The sequence below is a fragment of the Ideonella sp. sgz306126 genome (assembly GCF_056032705.1).
The window spans coordinates 775,140-793,228 of sequence record NZ_JBVYWP010000002.1; the positions used below are offsets into that span (position 1 = coordinate 775,140).

9 protein-coding genes are annotated in these 18,089 nt (G+C 64.6%); 6 read left to right on the forward strand and 3 right to left on the reverse strand.

Going from position 1 to position 18,089, the window contains the following annotated elements:
* The first annotated feature begins 55 nt into the window (after positions 1–55).
* Genes drmD through drmC form a run of 6 tightly spaced genes read left to right on the forward strand, consistent with a single transcriptional unit; the run spans position 56 to position 15,190 of the window.
* Entirely contained in the window at positions 56–3,232 is a 3,177-nt protein-coding gene (drmD, locus tag AC0N04_RS08105) for a DISARM system SNF2-like helicase DrmD (protein ID WP_474280333.1), read from the forward strand.
* Between the two features lie 2 nt (positions 3,233–3,234).
* Positions 3,235–7,524, forward strand: a complete 4,290-nt coding sequence (locus AC0N04_RS08110; protein WP_474280335.1) for an Eco57I restriction-modification methylase domain-containing protein — start codon at positions 3,235–3,237, stop codon at positions 7,522–7,524.
* Positions 7,524–8,939: a hypothetical protein gene (locus tag AC0N04_RS08115; RefSeq protein WP_474280337.1), complete on the forward strand. Its 1,416-nt coding sequence runs from the start codon at positions 7,524–7,526 to the stop codon at positions 8,937–8,939. Before AC0N04_RS08110 ends, AC0N04_RS08115 begins: the two co-directional genes overlap by 1 nt.
* Positions 8,940–8,970: 31 nt before the next feature.
* The gene (drmA, locus tag AC0N04_RS08120; protein ID WP_474280339.1) at positions 8,971–12,549 is read left to right on the forward strand and encodes a DISARM system helicase DrmA; all 3,579 of its coding nucleotides are present in this window, start codon (positions 8,971–8,973) and stop codon (positions 12,547–12,549) included.
* Positions 12,549–14,381: a DrmB family protein gene (drmB, locus tag AC0N04_RS08125; RefSeq protein ID WP_474280341.1), complete on the forward strand. Its 1,833-nt coding sequence runs from the start codon at positions 12,549–12,551 to the stop codon at positions 14,379–14,381. Before drmA ends, drmB begins: the two co-directional genes overlap by 1 nt.
* A 5-nt stretch (positions 14,382–14,386) precedes the next feature.
* Positions 14,387–15,190, forward strand: coding sequence for a DISARM system phospholipase D-like protein DrmC (gene drmC, locus AC0N04_RS08130; RefSeq protein ID WP_474280343.1), 804 nt, complete (start codon positions 14,387–14,389; stop codon positions 15,188–15,190).
* 9 nt (positions 15,191–15,199) lie between these two features.
* Here drmC and AC0N04_RS08135 read toward each other — a convergent pair whose 3' ends face one another.
* The 3 genes from AC0N04_RS08135 to AC0N04_RS08145 all read right to left on the reverse strand — a co-directional run bounded on the left by AC0N04_RS08135 (position 15,200) and on the right by AC0N04_RS08145 (position 18,071).
* Positions 15,200–16,255: a site-specific integrase gene (locus tag AC0N04_RS08135; RefSeq protein WP_474280345.1), complete on the reverse strand. Its 1,056-nt coding sequence runs from the start codon at positions 16,253–16,255 to the stop codon at positions 15,200–15,202.
* A gap of 1,165 nt (positions 16,256–17,420) precedes the next feature.
* Entirely contained in the window at positions 17,421–17,636 is a 216-nt protein-coding gene (locus AC0N04_RS08140) for a BPSL0761 family protein (protein WP_474280347.1), read from the reverse strand.
* Positions 17,637–17,651: 15 nt separating this feature from the next.
* Positions 17,652–18,071 carry a hypothetical protein gene (locus tag AC0N04_RS08145; protein ID WP_474280349.1) on the reverse strand — a complete coding sequence of 140 codons (420 nt, stop codon included), beginning with the start codon at positions 18,069–18,071 and terminating at the stop codon, positions 17,652–17,654.
* Between the last annotated feature and the right edge of the window lie 18 nt (positions 18,072–18,089).

Consider the following 18,089-nt stretch of genomic DNA (forward strand, 5'->3'; position numbering starts at 1 on the left):
GCCGGTCAAGCAGGAGGTTCCGGGAGGCTGGCTGCGAAAGAACAAGAAAGCAGACATGCCCGAAGTCATCCACCTACCGCAGCAGCTACCGGCTCCTGGTCAACTCGTCCAGGCGCGTAACCGTCGATTCGTCGTCACGGCGGTCCAGGCCAGCGCCGCCGGTGGCGGCGCACGTCCGCAACACCTGATTTCAATGTCCTCGGTCGAGGACGACGGACTCGGTGAGGAACTGCGGGTTGTCTGGGAGCTGGAGCCGGGCACCGCCGTCCTTGAGCGCGCGTCGATGCCAGAGTTCGGGAGCTTCGACGAACCTGCCCGCCTCGATGCCTTCCTGAACGCAGTCCGCTGGGGCGCCATCTCCCAGACCGATACCAGTTCGCTGCAGGCGCCGTTCCGAAGCGGCATCGAGATTGAGGACTACCAGCTCGACCCGCTCGCCCGCGCTATCCAGATGCCGCGCGTCAACCTGCTCATTGCTGATGACGTCGGTTTGGGCAAGACCATCGAGACGGGTCTTGTCATCCAAGAGCTGACCCTGCGCCATCGCATCCGCACGGCGCTCATCATCTGCCCTTCAGGCCTGCAGATTCAGTGGCGCGAGCAGATGCGGGATAAATTCGGCCTGGACTTCCGCATCATCGACAGCGACGCCATGAAGGACCTCCGGCGTCGCCGTGGACTGCACGTGAACCCGTGGAACCACTACCCGCGGCTCATCACGTCGGTGGACTTCATCAAGCGCGAGCGGCCGCTTCGGCTCATGCGCGAAGTCCTGCCCGCTCCGGGACAACCCACATACCCGCGACGGTTCGACCTGCTCGTCGTGGACGAGGCCCACAACGTCGCGCCGTCGGGTAGCGGGCGCTACGCAACCGACTCCCAGCGCACCCAGGCCATCCGGCTGCTGACACCCCACTTCGAGCACAAGCTGTTCCTTTCGGCAACGCCCCACAACGGCTACCCCGAGAGCTTCTCTGCGCTGCTCGAGTTGTTGGACAACCAGCGGTTCGCCCGCAGCGTTCGCCCGAACCCAGAACAACTGGCTGCCGTCATGGTGCGCCGGATGAAGCGCGAGCTGCCCCCGCGATGGGACGGCACCCCGCGCTATCCGGAGCGGGTCATCGAAGAGCTCGAGGTCGACTACAGTGAAGCGGAGCGCCAGGCGCACCGTGACCTCAAGCGCTACACGGAGCTGCGGAGCGAGGGCGCTCGCACGGACGGCGAACGCTATGCGACCGAGTTCGTCCTGAAGCTCCTGAAGAAGCGGCTGTTCTCGTCGCCTGAGGCCTTCCGCCTCACGCTTGACAGGCACCTCCAGTCGCTCGTGGCTGGACGGCGAGCCGCGGCCGCCGCGCCCGTCACCGGGCTGCTTCGGCGCCAGATAGAGGGCCTGGAGGACGATGTCGAAAGCGATGACCAGTGGGATGCAGCGACCGACGACGCAATCGAAGCTACTGCTCCCTTGCTGCGTCCGCTGGACCCAGAGGAACGGGCACTCGTCGACAGCCTGCGCGCGCACGCGGCCAAGATGTCCGCCCAGGGGGATGCCAAGGTGCGCGCTCTCATCGCGTGGCTCCAGCAGACCGTCATGCCAGAAGGTCACTGGAACAGCGAGCGCGTCATTCTGTTCACGGAGTACCGCGCGACGCAGAAGTGGCTGCTGGAGCGCCTGGTCACTGCCGGCCTCGGCGGTCAGGGCCGGATTCTCATGATGTACGGCGGCATGCCTTCCGACGAGCGTGAGAGCGTGAAGAACGCGTTCCAGGCCTCGCCGTTGAAGTCACACGTTCGCATCCTTCTGGCTACGGACTCCGCCTCCGAGGGCCTGGACCTGCAGAACCACTGCAACCAGCTGGTTCACATCGAGGTGCCTTGGAATCCAAATCGCATGGAGCAGCGCAACGGTCGCATCGACCGTCACGGCCAACGCCAGCCGAAGGTCTTCATCCATCACTTCGTTGGCAAGGGCTACAAGCATCGGGCGCGGGGGGCTGCCGATGCCAACCCCGGGGACCTGGAGGGCGACCTCGAGTTCTTGCTCCGCGCTGCCCGGAAGGTCGAGACCATCCGTGAGGACCTCGGCAAGGTTGGCCCGGTCATCTCTCAACAGGTGACCGAGGCCATGCTCGGTCGCCGGAAGACCCTCGACACCTCACAGGCCGAGCGGCAGGCCGAGCCCGCACGCAACCTGTTGCGCATCCGGCGCGTAGAGAACGAGCTGAACGCGCAGCTTGCCAAGCTCCATGGCCAGCTGTTGGAAACGCGCCGGGCCCTGGACCTGACTCCCGAGACCATCCAGTCGGTCGTGGAGACCGGGTTGGCGCTGGCGGGTCAGCCAGGTCTCATCGAGACCACCCTGACAGGTATCTGGCCAGACCCGACAGGCTTGCGTGGTCGGTGCCCCGTCTTCCGTGTCCCTCAGCTGGCTGGCACCTGGCAGTCGGCACATGAAGGGCTGGCACATCCGCACTCTCACGAGCAGCGCCCCATCGTCTTTGACCATGCGTTGACTCAAGGGCGGGACGATGTGGTCCTGGTGCACTTGAATCATCGACTGGTGCAGATGTGTCTGCAGCTCCTGCGGGCACAGATTTGGGCCGTTGCCGAGAAGCGCCTGAGCCGCATCACGGCACGGCTGCTACCCGCGAACGAGTCCGATGTACCCGTGACGATTGCGCACGCCCGGCTTGTGGTGCTTGGTGCTGACAATCAGCGCCTCCACGAGGAGGTCATCTTTGCCGGAGGCCAGGTCAAGGAGGGCCGCTTCACGCGCATCGACCGCGTGGGCGAACTCGAGCGCCTGGATGCTGCGGGCCTACCCCAGGCCGCGCCGCAGGGCTTTCTCGACCGTCTCGAGGCACTCTGGCCCAGCCACCGCGACAACCTCTTGCGTGCGCTGGAGGCGCGGATGCGCGACCGAACCAAGACCCTGCAGAGCCGACTCGATGAGCGTGCAGACAACGAGGTGACGGCGATGCGCGGCTCGATGCAGGAGCTCATCCAACGTATCCGCGAAGAGCTCACGGCAGTCCAGCCCCAGCTGGAGCTATTCACCACGCCGGAGAAGGAACAGCTCGAACGTGACCGCGGTGCGCTCGAGCGTCGTCTGAGCGAACTGCCGCAAGAGATGGAACGTGAGGAGCAGTTGATTCGAGCCAGATACGCCCAGCCGTCGCCGAAGCTCTTCCCTGTGGCCGTCACCTACCTTGTGCCGCAAGGCCTGTCCGCCTGACCATGTCTGTCGCCCGTCACCACAACGAATGGCTGTCGCTGGTCGACATCTCCGGTCCGTTCCTGTCCCTGCCCGTATTGATGCGGGTGTTCCCCCAGCAACTCGACACTCTGGACGACGGACTGGCGCGAGACGCTCGCCTGGCGTTCTCCGAGTGGGAAGACTCGGAGGGCGAACGCGCCATCCACACCGCGTGGATTGAATTCGTGCTCAAGCGGGTGCTTCGGTACCCCAGCGAAGTGCTGCTGCAAGGGCCGGCCATGCCCGCAGGTCTCGACGTCCTGATTCCAGAGCATGGTGAAACCCTGCGGCCGACCTACGCGGTCAAGCTCGCCGAGAACGACAAGCCCGCTCTGCTCGTCGCAACCTATCCGCCGACCCAGAATCTCGACGCCAGCGTTTCCGATGGTCGCTGGCGAACGGCATCTCCCTCGACGCGGATGATGGCGTTGCTCCAAGGGGCTGGAGTACCGCTGGGCTTGGTGACCAACGGCGCCGACTGGCAGTTGGTTGCCTCCCATCCTGGCGAGGCGACAACCTACGTCACCTGGGATGCCGCTCTGTGGAGCGAGGAGCCGCTGACCCTTCGCGCCTTCTGCTCGCTGCTTGGCGCGCGACGCACCTTCGGTGTCGCCGAAGCCGACCGCTTGTCGGCCATGCTGGCCGAAAGCGCACAGAGCCAGCAGGAAGTCACTGACCAGCTGGGCTACCAGGTGCGCAAGGCGGTCGAGGTGTTGGTGCAGGCCGTGGACCGCATCAATGCCGACAGGCAGGGCCAGCTGCTCACTGGCATCGGTGAGAAGCAGCTCTATGAGGCGGCGCTCACGGTAATGATGCGGCTCGTCTTTGTGTTCTCCGCCGAAGAACGTGGCCTGCTGTTGCTGGGCGACCCGTTGTGGAACCGGCACTACGCCATCTCGACCCTGCGAGACCAGTTGCGCGAGGTGCCCGACGAGAACCTGCTGACCTACCGGCACGACGCCTGGTCGCGACTGCTGGCCACATTCCGGGCCATTTACTCCGGGGTCGAGCACGACCAGCTGCGCCTGCCTGCGTACGGCGGCGCCTTGTTCGACCCCGACCGCTTCCCTTTCCTGGAAGGCCGAGCTGCTGGCACGCGCTGGCACAGCGCGCCAGCCCAGCCCCTGCCCATCAACAACCGCACCGTGCTGCATCTGCTGGAGGCGCTGCAGTTCCTCGAAATGCGTCTCCCCGGAGGTGGCACCGAACCCCGTCGCTTGAGCTTCCGTGCGCTCGACATCGAGCAGATTGGCCATGTCTACGAAGGCCTGCTGGACCACACGGCGCGGCGCGCTGGGTCTACGGTGCTCGGCCTTCGCGGCGGCGGTGGCGACGATGTTGAGGTGGAACTCTCGGTGCTGGAGGCTAAGGCTGCCGAGAGCGAGTCGGCGTTGGTGGACTACGTGAAGGAGCGAACAGGGCGCCAGGCGCCGGCACTGCGGCGTGACTTGAGCCGCGGTGAGCCACTCAATCCGTTGGCGATGCAGGCGGTTTGCGCCGGTCATGATGGGCTGTATGCCCGGCTTGCACCATTCGCACACCTGCTGCGTGAAGACAGTGCCGGCCAGCCTGTGGTCGTTCACACCGGCAGCATCTACGTCACCAAGGGCACCGACCGGCGCAGCACGGGCACGCACTACACGCCTCGGGTGCTGACCGAACAGGTCGTGAAGACCACCCTCGACCCGCTCCTCTACATCGGCGTCAGTGAGGGCATCGAGCCCAGCGCAGAGACGCTCAGGGCACCGGCCGACATCCTGGCTCTGAAGGTCTGCGACCCGGCCTGTGGCTCGGGCGCCTTCCTGGTGCAGGCCTGCCGGTACATGGCCGAGCGCGTGGTCGAGGGCTGGTCGAGCGCCGAGGCGCAGTCACCCGGAGCGGGTCCGCTCGCCATACCGGAGGCCGTCCCCGCCGGGGCCAGCCACAGCCAACAGCTCTTGCCGGCCGACCCTGAGGAGCGGCTCGCGCTGGCGCGACGGTTGGTGGCCGAGCGCTGTTTGTACGGCGTGGACTTCAACCCGATGGCGGTCGAGATGGCCAAGCTGTCGCTGTGGCTCGTCACGCTGCACAAGCATCGGCCGTTTACGTTTCTGGACCATGCCATCAAATGCGGCGACAGCTTGCTGGGCCTGCACGACCCGGCGCAACTTGAGAGCTTTCACCTCGTGCCTGGTCGCTCCCAGACGCGGGTGGTGGACTACTTGCTCGCCGAAGTGCGAAGCCTGCTTGCACACGCCCGCGCACGGCGCGAGGCACTGGAGCGATTCACGGCGCTGGACGTGCGGGATGCCGAGTTGAAGGCCCGGCTGCATCGCGAAGCAGAGGATTCGCTGGTGCGCGTGCGCGTGCTGGCCGACCTCATCGTTGGCGCCGCGCTATCGACTGCCGGCTCCAACGCTGAACGAAGCGGAACCTTGTTGGACCAGCGGCTTGAGGACTTGCTCTTGCAGGCCGGCGCCGCGCTGGTGCCTCAACGCGAGGACCACCGGCTCGTTGCCGAGCCTTCGGACGCAATTGCTCTGCTGCCGCTGCGCCAGCTGGCCGAACGGATGCTTGGTGCCGCTAACGCCAGCGGCCTACCGCGGCGACCCTTCCACTGGTTGGTTGAGTTTCCAGAGGTCTTCACAGCGTCAGACAGGCGCGGATTCGACGCCCTCGCGGGCAACCCGCCCTTCATGGGAGGTCAGAAAATCACCGGGCTTTTCGGCACCGACTACCGCGACCATCTGGTGCTGTACCTCGCTGACGGGCGCCGCGGCAGCGCAGACCTTTGCGCCTACTTCTTCCTGCGCGCAGCTCAGGTGCTGCGGCCAGACGGCACATTCGGCCTGCTGGCGGTGAACACCATCGCCGAGGGCGATACCCGGCAGGTGGGATTGGAGGCCATGCTTCACCGGGGTATCGCGCTCTTCGCGGCTCGGCCAAATTTTGAATGGCCCGGCGCCGCCGCAGTGTTGGCCAGCGCTGTGCACGGAGTGCGCGGCGCCTGGAGCGGCACGCGACGGCTCAACGGAGTCCCGGTGCCGATGATTTCAGCCTTTCTGTCGGCCGAAGACGAATGGAGCCCCAAGCCGTTGCAGGCTAATGCCGGAAGGAGCTTTCAAGGCTCCATCGTGCTCGGCATGGGCTTCACAGTGTCGCCGCAAGTTGCGCAGACTCATATTGCGCGGGATGAGCGGAACTCAGAGGTGCTGTTCCCCTACTTGAGCGGTGAGGACCTGAATACACACCCTTCGCATCAAGCCTCCCGCTGGGTCATCAACTTCTGGGACTGGCCGCTGGACCGCTCGGCGGACGACGGCAGTTGGGCCTCAGGTACCGAGAGACAGCGCGAGCTTTGGATGCGCGAGGGCCACGTGCCGTCGGACTATCCAGGGCATGTCGCGTCGGACTTTCCGGAGCTGATAGAAGTGGTGCGCCAGCTCGTGAAACCGGAGCGGGACCAGAACAATCGTGCCGTCTACCGCGACAAGTGGTGGCACTTCGCCGAGAAGCGCCCAGCGCTGTATCACGCTGCTGGCTGCGGTCATCCCTTCGCTCGCCATCCGGTCGACTGGCATGAGTCTCGTCAGCCGCTCGGTCGCGTACTGGCCTTCACCTTGCACAGCAAGTATTGGTACCTCTCGTTCGTGCAGCCGCGACAGGTCTTCAGCCATGCGCTCGGTGTCATAACGGCTGACTCGGTGGCGACCTTCGCACTCCTCCAATCCAGCGTCCATGATGCTTGGGCTTGGAATTTCTCGTCCTCCCTCGAGACACGCCTTAGGTACACGCCGTCCGACGTGTTTGAAACCTTCCCGTTCCCCACTGAGCTGGCCGAGGAGTTGCGTGCGCTAGGTGAAGAGCTGCATGCCGCACGACACTCGCTCCAGCAGAGGCTGGGTGTTGGCGTCACGCGCCTGATGAACAGTTTCCATGACCCGAACGAAACCGGCGGTGAGTATCAGCGCTTGCGACAACTAATCTCAGACATCGACCACGCAGTCTTGCGAGACTACGGCTGGAGCGATGTCCATCCAGTGCACGGATTCCATACGGTCTCGTACCTGCCTTCGGGTGACAACGTTCGGTTTGGACTCGACGAATCGTCGCGCTTGGAACTGCTCAGAAGGCTTTCGACCCTTAACCGGCGACGTTACCAAGAGGAGCAGGCCGCCGCACACAGCCTCCAAGCCGCCCAGGCTGAACTGTCCACGGCCCGCCGACGGCCGGGCCGACCCACAGCCAAGAAGGCCACTGCGCCGAGCTCGCAAACGCCGTTGTTTGATTGATGTCGCGAGCGATTCACCCCATCAGCCGCGAACGGTTCAATGCTTTCGTTCTGTGGTCTCGCGCGCCCATCGCGTCGGCGGTGAACCGCGAAGTCGAGTGGTACGCCGACAGCAACGAATGGCTCTTGGGTGTAGTGACACTCGACTTGGTTGACTTCGACTGGAGCTACGCCGTCTTGGGAAGAGACGAGGACGGTCGCTTCCGATGGATTGACGGCAACGTGAGCGTTCCGACTCAGAGGGAAGCAAATCACGCCTTGATGGCTGCAATGCAACGCCACGCAGACACCGGCGCGAGCGTCTTTCCGCAGGGTGACGAGACGGGCGGCTTACCGGACCTCTTCACGCCGGCCGTTTCTGAAGATAAGCTGCACCATAGTTTTCGAGCGATGGTGCGATTTCCAGTCTGGACACCAGCCATCAGCATCATCCGCGAAATGATGCGGAACTTCGTCGACATCGACGGGCACTTTGTCCGGGAGTTCCAGACCTACGGTTTCGATGCGCGCATTTGGGAGCTTTACCTCTACGCCTACCTGAACGAAGAGTGCTTACCGCTGGACAGGTCGTTCAGCGCCCCGGACTACGTCATTGCGCTCGGCGACGACCGGATATGCATCGAAGCTGTGACGGTCAATCCGACGGGCGGTGCAACGCTCGGCAGTGAAGTGCCGAACCTGGATGTGATTTCGGACGCGGAAGCCCAGGAGTTGCTGAAGGACTTCGTGCCAATCAAATTCGGTAGTGCGCTGTACTCGAAGCTCAGCAAACAGCCGCCGTACTGGGAGCTCGAGCATGCGACTGGCCATTCGCTCATCTTTGCTGTCGCCGATTTTCATGCGCCCCAGTCGATGCTGTGGACCAGTACTGCGCTGCAGCGCTATTTGTATGGCTACCACCATGAGCACGAGCTCGATGCTCAAGGCCGGCTTGTGATTCGCCCGATGAAGATTGACTTCCATCGGTACGGAGACAAGGAGATTCCTTCTGGCTTCTTCTTTCAACCTGGCGCGGAGAATGTGAGCGCGGTCCTGCACTCGAACAGCGGAACACTGTCGAAGTTCAGTCGCATGGGCCGGTTGGCTGGTTTCGAGGCACCTGGCATCAGTACGTTTCGCGAAGGGCTAGCCTACGACCACCGGCCGAATGCAACAGCACCGAGGCGCTTTGCATTCGAGGTTGCCCCGGGCTTAGTAGGCGAGACTTGGGCTGAGGGATTGAACATGTTCCACAACCCAAACGCGACGCACCCTGTCGCCCCTGAATTGTTCCCTTCCATCGCGCACCATTTTTTTGAGAGTGGCATGGTGCGGAGCATCATTCCCGACTTTCATCCGATGATGTCGCGGACGCTCCATGTGGGCGCCGAAGGGGCCGCAGCTCCCCCAGGGACCGACGAGCTGAAGCCGAAGTGACAGCAGACCAACAGGCGAGGAGCCACCAGCCATGAGTAGTTCAGGGACCCAGCCCGCGGCAGAAGCGGCTCCGACGTTGCCTTTGGCAGCGGCTCTGCCTACGCCTACGGCACTGCGGACCGAGCTCGAAGACTTGGTGGTCAAGGAACTGCTCGGCCCGGCTGGCGGGCCGCTGGAGGAGGTGGACGAGAGCCGGGTCTCCGACCGCTATCTGGTCGGCATCCTCGCCCCACGCCGCACGGTCGTGCGCGCTTCCGAATCGGATTCGCTGGCCTCTGATGGGGCCGGAACCGTCGAGGATGGAAACAACGACGACCTGGCGCTGCCGATGGATTCACTGGCGCCTGCGGCCATCGGACTGACCTGCACGGTCAAGGGCGGCTGCACCGCGCTGTCCGTCACACCCAGTTGGGGTCGCTACGCACGCGAGCGGAGCGACGCGCTCACCACGCCAACTGGCAACCCGAAGATGGTCTGGAAGCGGTACCCGATGGGCGGAAAGCCACTCGCGGTGCCGCTGGTCGCGGGCGACATCGCGGCGATGCCGGCGGACACCGAGCAGCCTGACGTGGTGCTGCGCGGACGGGTACGCAAGCTCGATGGCGATTGGCTGGTGTCGCTCTTCTTGGTGAATGCGCAGCTGACCGCCACTCGCCGCCCGAAGGACGACGAGCTAGTGTTTCAGCCCGAGCTGCAGGTCTTGGCAGCCGATGGCTCTGCGGCCTTTCAGAAGCGGACACGCCGCTCTGCAGCGCCTGACGACGAACAGCTTCGACTCGAGATGCTCTATCGGAGGCACGTCGAATTCGCGGTGGGCCATGGCGTGGCCGTGGATGCCCAGACCGCAGAGGGCGACCCCAGGGCCGCAGTGAGCCTGCTGACCCGGGTGACCCCCACGTACGAGGTGCCGGTGACGACGCCACCGACCGCAGAGGACAACCCGGCACTGGCTGCCGTGGTGCTGGACATGCAGCGGCTTTCTGAGATGCCCGATGGGGAGCTAGTGGCATCCCTGCGGTCACTGACGCAGGCCTACTCGGGTTGGATTGCGAGCAACCGGGCCCGTGTTGATGCAGGCATTGACGGCCTCGATGAGTACGAAGGCACCGCACGCGAGGCCATGGACGCGTGCCTACAAGCGCAGGAGCGCATCGAGGCTGGCATCGCGCTGTTGGAGACGGACGTGAACGCCATGCGCGCCTTCCGCTTTGCCAACCAGGCAATGTGGCAGCAGCGTGTTCATGCATTGCTGTCCGAGCGCAAGCGTGCCGGCATCGCGTCGACTCTCGAGGAGCTCGACCAACCGGCGAACCGAAGCTGGCGCCCGTTCCAGCTCGCGTTCGTCCTGCTCAACCTGCCCGGTGTGACCCAACTGGACCACCCCGACCGTGGCGAATCGGCAGCTGCGGTGGCTGACCTGCTCTGGTTTCCGACGGGCGGCGGGAAGACGGAGGCGTACCTTGGCTTGACGGCGTACACGATGGCCATGCGGCGCTTGCAGGGCGTAGTGGGTGGCCGGCTGGGCCACGCAGGTGTCGCGGTCATCATGAGGTACACGCTGCGGCTGCTGACCCTGCAGCAGTTCCAGCGCGCTGCAGCGCTCGTCTGCGCCTGCGAGGTCATCCGCCGTTCGGACCCTGGTACTTGGGGCGCTGAGCCATTCCGCATCGGGCTGTGGGTGGGCATGCGCACGACGCCCAACACCATCGACGATGCCCACGAGTCCATTCTGCGAGCGCATGGCTCCGGTGGCGGCCGAGGCACGGGGTCCCCGCTGCAGTTGACGAACTGCCCGTGGTGCGGCAGCGAAATCAAGTCCGGCCAGGACGTGACGGTGGAGACCTACAGCCGCGGTCGAGCCCGCGTCTTCACCTTCTGTGGGGACCAATTGGGTCGCTGCGATTTCAGCCGCAGCAAGTCACCGGACGAAGGCATTCCGGTGCTGACGGTGGACGAGGAAATTTATCGGCGTCTGCCTGCGTTGTTGATTGCCACGGTCGACAAGTTTGCCCAGATGCCCTGGAACGGGCGCACCCAGATGCTGTTCGGGCAGGTGGACGGCTACTGTCCCCGGCACGGCTTCACGTCACCCTGTATGGACGATGCGGGGCACCACCCCGCGCGCAACGGGATGTCAGCGGTCCGCCGCGTGGACCATGGGCCTTTGCGGCCACCAGACCTCATCATCCAGGACGAACTGCACCTCATTTCCGGCCCGCTCGGCAGCCTGGTGGGCCTGTACGAATCGGCGGTGGACCAACTCTGCACTTGGACAGTTGACGGCCGAGCAGTTCGGCCGAAGCTCATCGCGTCGACCGCCACCATCAAGCAGGCACGCGAGCAACTGCGCTCACTGTTCCTGCGCGACGTACGCGTGTTCCCGCCTCAGGGGCTGGATGTGGAGGACAACTTCTTCAGCGTTCAACGGGCCCCTGGTGACCGCTACCCGGGCCGACGCTACTTCGGCGTTGCGGCCTTCGGGCGTCGCCTGAAGCTTGCACTCATCCGCGTCTACGTGGCCTACCTGTCAGCTGGCCAGACGCTGTTCGCAAGGTACGGCAAGGCCATCGACCCGTGGATGACGCTGCTCGGCTATTTCAATTCGATGCGCGAGTTGGGCGGGATGCGGCGGCTGGTCGACGATGACGTGCGGTCGCGCTTGCGCGACATGGACCGCCGTGGAATGGCACGTCGTCACTCACCGGCGCTGGAGGAGCTGACCTCGCGCAAGAACTCGCGCGACATCCCGGCATTGCTCGACCGCCTGGAAGTGCAGCACGACCCCGCGCTGCCCCCGCACGCAAAGCGCGTTCCTGGACAGACTTCGCCATACCCGCTGGACGTCGTGCTGGCCACGAACATGGTCTCGGTCGGCGTCGACATCAAACGCCTGGGCCTGATGGTGGTGGCCGGGCAACCCAAGGGCACGTCGGAGTACATCCAGGCAACCAGCCGCGTGGGCCGCAATGCCACCGCGCCCGGCCTGGTGTGCACGGTATACAACTGGGCACGTCCGCGGGACCTGTCCCACTACGAACGCTTCGCGCACTACCACTCGACCTTCTACCAACACGTCGAGGCGCTGTCCGTGACCCCATTTGCGGCCCGCGCCGTTGACCGCGGCCTATCGGCCATCCTGACAGCCTTGGTGCGCTTGCCGGGAGGGACGTACAACGCTAACCAAGCCGCCGGTCAGCTTGACCGTACCGCCGCACTCGTGCAGTCCGCGGTCTTCGCCATTGCAAGACGCGCCGCGGAAATCACACAGTCGGCCGCAGAAGGGCAGAAGGTCCAGAGCCAACTGCAGTCTCGGCTTGACCACTGGTTGCGAGAGGCGGCGCCCAAGCCCGGCGGTGCCCGACTGGGTTACCAGACCGAACGCGACGGCCTGACGCGGCCATTGCTGCAGAAAGCCGGAATCGGAGACTGGGACACCTTCACCTGCCTCGGCTCGCTGCGCGACGTTGAACCCAGCGTGAATCTGCTGCTGGATGACCGGCCGTTGGACGATGGATATGGGCAGGGATATACCCAGCCGGCAGCGGGCGCCGCCGGCGGCACCCTGGCCATTCAGGCCGCGGCTACCGGGACCGCAGGAGGGCAAGGCTGATGGCCGAGCATCGAGTGGGCGATATACGCCCGACGCAGCTGTTGCACACCTACGGTGTGGGTGCCATGGTGGACCTGCCCAACATCGCCGCCATGGTGATGGGCTTGGACGACTGGAAGTTGCAGTACGCCACGCCCGTGGGCGAGGAACGGCTGCTGGCGGCCGTTCGCGGGCAACTGGGTCCCCAGGTCGAACGCCTGATGCTGCCGCCAGTGGATGCGGACGAAGGCAACCGAGACCCGCTCAACGGCCCGCGCATCGGCGTGCCGGTCGCAGCGTTTCCGCAGTGGTACCGCTGCCCATGGTGCGACCTAGTCGCGCCGCTGAGTTCGGGCCTGTTCGAACTGCAGTCCGACCCTTACCGGCCGGACCGCGTGCGCTACCGACACACCGCGTGCAACAAGAGCCCTAATCCGCCCGCGGTGCTGCCGACCCGATTCCAGCTCGCCTGCAGTCACGGGCACATTGATGACTTTCCGTGGCTGCGCTTCACGCACAGCGGCGCGACATCCTGCAATGGCCCCCTGCGGCTACGCAAGTTCGGCGTGGGTGACGAAGCTGCGAACCTCATGGTTCATTGCGACAGCTGTGGCACCACGCGCTCGCTCGTCGAGGCCTTCGGCGACGCGGCACGCGATGACCCGTTGTTCGCCTGTCGCGGGCGCCGGCCCCACCTTCGTGACTTCGAGCCAGGCGGTTGTGGCGAGCAGGCGGAAACGATGCTGCTCGGTGCTTCGAACTCGTGGTTCGGCATCACGCTGTCGGCACTGTCGATTCCTCGGCACGCCGACCGCTTGCCCCAACTGGTCGAAGAGAAGTGGGTGACCCTCCAACACGTCAGTTCGCCCGAGGTGCTGACAGCCTTCCGGGTGGTTGGCAATTTGCGAGGGTTCGAAGAGTACGACGATGCTGCCGTCTGGAAGGCCATCCAGAGCAAGCGCTCGGGCACTGGCACAGAGACGGAGAACGCGGACCTGAAGGAGCCCGAGTGGCAAGTATTCTCCGCGCCGGACCCGACTCGCAATTCGGTGGATTTCGAGCTGACGCCGGTAGCGGCACCAGCTGGGTTCGAAGCCTACTTCGAGAAGGTGGTCCGGGTCGAACGGCTCCGCGAAGTGCGTGCTCTTGTGGGATTCACGCGTATCGACTCGCCGGGGGATTACGCTGACCCGCGAGACATTCCGCCTGAACTTCGTGCGCCGCTTTCACGCGGCGCGCCCACCTGGGTACCGGTGTCCGAGGTACGTGGCGAGGGACTGTTCCTGCAGTTCAAGCGCGACGTGCTCATCGACTGGGCGACGAAGAACGCTGCCCGCGACGCGGAGTTCAGAACAGCGCACGCAGCTTGGAAGGCGGCGCGGGCCATGCCGAATCCCGATGACGGCTACCCAGGGCTCCGGTTCGCCCTCATCCACTCGTTCTCGCACGCCCTGATGCGCCAGCTGGCGCTGCAGTCGGGCTACAGCGCCGCCAGCATCAGAGAGCGCATCTACTGCGACGCTGGCGGCGAGGGCATGCCGATGGCCGGACTGCTGCTATACACAGCCGCCCCGGACAGCGAGGGCACGTTGGGTGGCCTCGTCTCGCAGGGCGAGCCGGAGCGACTCGGCCGATTGGTGAGGCGAGCCCTCGAAGCCATGGAGCTTTGCTCGTCAGACCCGCTGTGCGCCGAGCATCACCCAGGCGGTGACGGCACGGCTTCGCTGCATGGTGCTGCGTGTCACGCTTGTCAGTTCGCGCCGGAGACCTCCTGCGAGCGAGGAAACAAGTTCCTTGACCGCTCGCTTCTTGTTCCCGCGCTGGGCAGCGCCGTCGTTCCGCTCTTCACTTGACGACTATGTCCGCGTCCCTGATATTGCTCGATGCCTGCGTGCGATTCGCGGCCGACGTGTCTCCGGAGGCTGTCGCGCGCGTTGTTGCTGTCCTCGAGTCGGATGGGATGGCGCGCGCTGGGGTCGGTCTCTCTGGCGATGCTGGTCAGCGGTTCGTCGAGCTGAAGGAAGCTTGGGTCCGTTGCTCAGGCCCACCGTCGCCAGCTGATGTCGCCAACCTGCTGCGCGGTGCCGCGCATGCTGTGGCGGCAGAGCGTCGGAACCGACAGGTCGAGCTGGTCTGGTCGGGTCCTACAACGGTTTCGTCAACGCTTCGCAGTACCGGGCCCGCGTTGCTTGAGCTGATTCGGGGAGTCAGGGAGTCGGTTTACTTGGTCACCTTTGCCGCCTACAAGGTACCGGACGTTGTTGAGGCCATCGGTGCCGCCGTTCGCAGGGGCGTCCGAGTGGTCTTCGTTCTCGAGAGCGACAGCGTGAGCGGTGGCAAAGTCGACTTCGACCCCCTGCCGCATCTGCTCGATGGAGCAGCCCAACACGTCGAGGTCTTCGTCTGGCCGATGCATGAGCGGCGCCGTGACGTGCGCGGGCGCCATGGCACTCTCCATGCCAAGTTCGCAGTTGCCGACAGGCACCGATTGCTCATCTCAAGCGCCAATCTGACCGCGGATGCATTCGACCTCAACATCGAACTCGGCGTGTTGCTGACCGGTGGTACGGCGCCTGAGGAAGCCGCCTCCCAAGTTGACGAGCTTATTCGACTTGGGGTTCTGCGGCCACATTCGCCAACATCGACGTCGGCCGGTCCTTAGTCGAACTTGCTACGCGTGGTCGACATCGAATGGTGCGAATGCAATGTCGACGTCCTTGAGGGGTTCGTCGATGTAGAGGTGGGACAAATCCACCCCTTCGAAACTCATACGCGTCATGAATGCTGCGTCCCAATGGGGCATCGCAGCAGACTGCAGGCTCATCTCCCAAATCCGCCGCGACGTGCCCCGGTATACACGGGTCCCAGTAATCAGCTGCACAAGCACCATCGGCATTCCAGAGGCGAAGCAAGCGCGAAGGTAGTTGTAGCGAAGCGCCGCCAGGTTCTGCCGACCTGGTGCTAAGCCCAATGAGCGAGTCAGGCGCGAGAGCCAACGATTCACAGGAGCCTGTGCGGTGCTCCGCCGTTGCCCCTCGGACGCGGTTGAAAACAAATGAACGTGACCATCCAACTTGCGCTTGGCAGCGTAGGCGAGGAGACCGCAGCGAATCAATTCCTCGTGCAGCGGCAACCAGCGCCCCAACTCGAAGCTGTTCATGGCGCGCGGCCGGGTCTCCGGCAACCTCAACATCCAAGTCTTGCCCTGGCGCTGGAGGTCCGAAACGGTGACGTTCATCAGCTCAAAGGCGCGTGCACCAGTCAGCAGAGCGGTCAACGGTAACCAGAAGCGCGCGGCGCGCGCATCTTCCGCGGCGTCACGCGCAGCGGCGAACTGCGGCGCCGTCAGCAGTCGCTGCAAGTCGACTGCCGGCAACGGGCCCACCCGACATTCGCCCGGGGCAGCGCGTCGCCGTAGGGAAGCGGCCATCTCCTTGAACGGATTGACCGTGTGCGCTGGCAGCACGCCGTGCCTGGTGCACAGCGTGACGAGCAAGGACAGGTTGGCGAGGTGCCGCACAAGCGTGGATTCGCGCGTTTCGGCCCCGCGCAAGTAGTAGACAAAGGTGTGCGTGTCATCGACCGTGATGTTCGCGAACTGTTCAGCCCCAAGCGCCTTCTCGAACAATGCGACCGAACGCACCATATCCTCGGCACGAGACGGGCTGGCCATCGCAAAGGAAATGCGGTTGGCCAGTTCTCGAAGAGGCAGGTATCTGGCCTGCATGTAGCTCTCGTGCCTCCGCTCCAACTCTGGTTCCCAACGCCGCCGCTTAGCGGCGTGACTTTGTGAACGGGCGCGCCCACGATGCGACGGAGGCTCGGCTGAGTCGTTGGCGACCGATGCTGCCTCGGGCGTGGCATTCATCGCCACCCAAGACGTGTCTGTGTCAGTGGCTGACGAGAGACCGAGGCCTGGCAGCGGCTTCGGGGTTGTGCAGGAGGTACAGCGGCCGCAGCGGCACTTCAGCTGTTGTTGCGGAGGCGTGTGCGCGTTGTCGTCGGCGTGGGACGGTTCCCCCGCGGGAACGTTCGATTCAAACATGAGATTCCTGTGTTGGCGGTTGAGGGTTGACGTGATGCGCATCACAGGCATCACTGTGCCGACCGCTCGACGCTCCATCAACAACATTCGATTCGAGTTTGTGAGCCCATTCACAACGCCAACAGGAGATTGACTGGAAGTGTGAGCCGGCTCACACCGGGCACCATGGGGGTGCGCCTTTCAAGGACAAGTTTCTACTGCTCAAGGGCCTCGGCCGCTGCTCCCAGGCGGTCCCGCAGTTGATGTCGAACTTGGTCAGCCCGAACTGAGGTCGCTTCAGAGCACGCGTTGCTGACGGTCATGCCCCCGCGAGGCGCGCACGCGTGCGCCCGCCAATCGCTCCAGTGCGCCCAAGCGGCGCGTGCGCAGGAGCGATGCTCCTGCAATTCAGAGGAAGAAAGAACCCTCGGGGAATTCAAGAGTTCTTATCTCAGACGGGAAGGAGCCCCGAGTGCTGAGGGCAAGACTCCCCCTTACCCGCCGAGGCCGGTTTCGAGTCTTGCCACACTCGCGGACCGGTTAGACGTCCGGACACGCGCGGGGAGCGTCCCGCGCCACGTGGGCAGGGTGGCCGCCGCAATGCGCCACCCCTGGTCCAGACTGTTTGCGGATTGCGCCGCACCTGTCGCCCTCTGGACCTCGCTCCCAGGCTGCACCCCGACATCCCGCTTGGTGCTCAAGGTCGGACGCGGGGTATCGAGCCCTCTCCTCCGACTGGGTGTCTAGGTCCGCCTTTTATCCGCAGCCAGAGCGGTCTCGAGGGAGATGTGCGCCCCCGGCGGGCCGCGGCTGGATTGGCGTTTCCAACACGAGTGGCTACAGGGCCCGATTGCGACCCACGAGCCAACTACGCGGCTGGCGGCGTCTCCGCTGAACCAAACCAATTCGGGCATGCCAGGGATGCGATGTGCATCGCTGGCGCTGTCGGGTAGTGCCTGAGCAGCCTTTTGGCTTGTTCACGCACAGTGTCCGGAACATCCTTCATCACCGATGGGTCGACAAGCTCACGCAGAAAATCCAAGTTCTGGAGCACTGCACGTGTGCGCTCAGCGGGCGTCGTCATTTCCGTCGAATCCGTTCAGTCCGCCAGCCACACGCTAGCCACCAAGTGGGGCCAGCGGCGCGACAGCTCGCCGATGTCCAGAACCGGCTGGCAGTCGGCACCGCCTTCGGCTTCTTCCAACGTGACCTGCGGGTAGCGCCACAGCGACTCCTCTTGCATGCAGCGGTCGAACAGCAGCCGCCACCGCCCCTGGAGCGCACCAGGGCAGTTACTGGCAACGTGGGCGAACAACTCAATCGACATCAGCTCGGCGAGCCGGCGCTCGGATTGAGTCACCTCGTCGCTGGCACAGGTCTGGACGACGAGCCCTTCCACCCACTCGCCCAGTCCTCGTCGGTGACGCTGGGCCTGAACCAGCGCTGCGCTGGTCACGGCAGGGCTCAGGTGCAGGACCGTGCGGATGGGTTGGTGGAAGGGTTTGATGAGGGTTTGCATGTCGCGGCTCCAACGTGG

What these genes read in the sequence shown, in the direction of transcription:
- drmD (WP_474280333.1), top strand. Translation starts at nt 56, where the DNA reads ATGCCCGAAGTCATCCACCTACCGCAGCAGCTACCGGCTCCTGGTCAA.
- AC0N04_RS08110 (WP_474280335.1), top strand. Translation starts at nt 3,235, where the DNA reads ATGTCTGTCGCCCGTCACCACAACGAATGGCTGTCGCTGGTCGACATC.
- AC0N04_RS08115 (WP_474280337.1), top strand. Translation starts at nt 7,524, where the DNA reads ATGTCGCGAGCGATTCACCCCATCAGCCGCGAACGGTTCAATGCTTTC.
- drmA (WP_474280339.1), top strand. Translation starts at nt 8,971, where the DNA reads ATGAGTAGTTCAGGGACCCAGCCCGCGGCAGAAGCGGCTCCGACGTTG.
- drmB (WP_474280341.1), top strand. Translation starts at nt 12,549, where the DNA reads ATGGCCGAGCATCGAGTGGGCGATATACGCCCGACGCAGCTGTTGCAC.
- drmC (WP_474280343.1), top strand. Translation starts at nt 14,387, where the DNA reads ATGTCCGCGTCCCTGATATTGCTCGATGCCTGCGTGCGATTCGCGGCC.
- AC0N04_RS08135 (WP_474280345.1), bottom strand. Translation starts at nt 16,255, where the DNA reads ATGCAGGCCAGATACCTGCCTCTTCGAGAACTGGCCAACCGCATTTCC.
- AC0N04_RS08140 (WP_474280347.1), bottom strand. Translation starts at nt 17,636, where the DNA reads ATGACGACGCCCGCTGAGCGCACACGTGCAGTGCTCCAGAACTTGGAT.
- AC0N04_RS08145 (WP_474280349.1), bottom strand. Translation starts at nt 18,071, where the DNA reads ATGCAAACCCTCATCAAACCCTTCCACCAACCCATCCGCACGGTCCTG.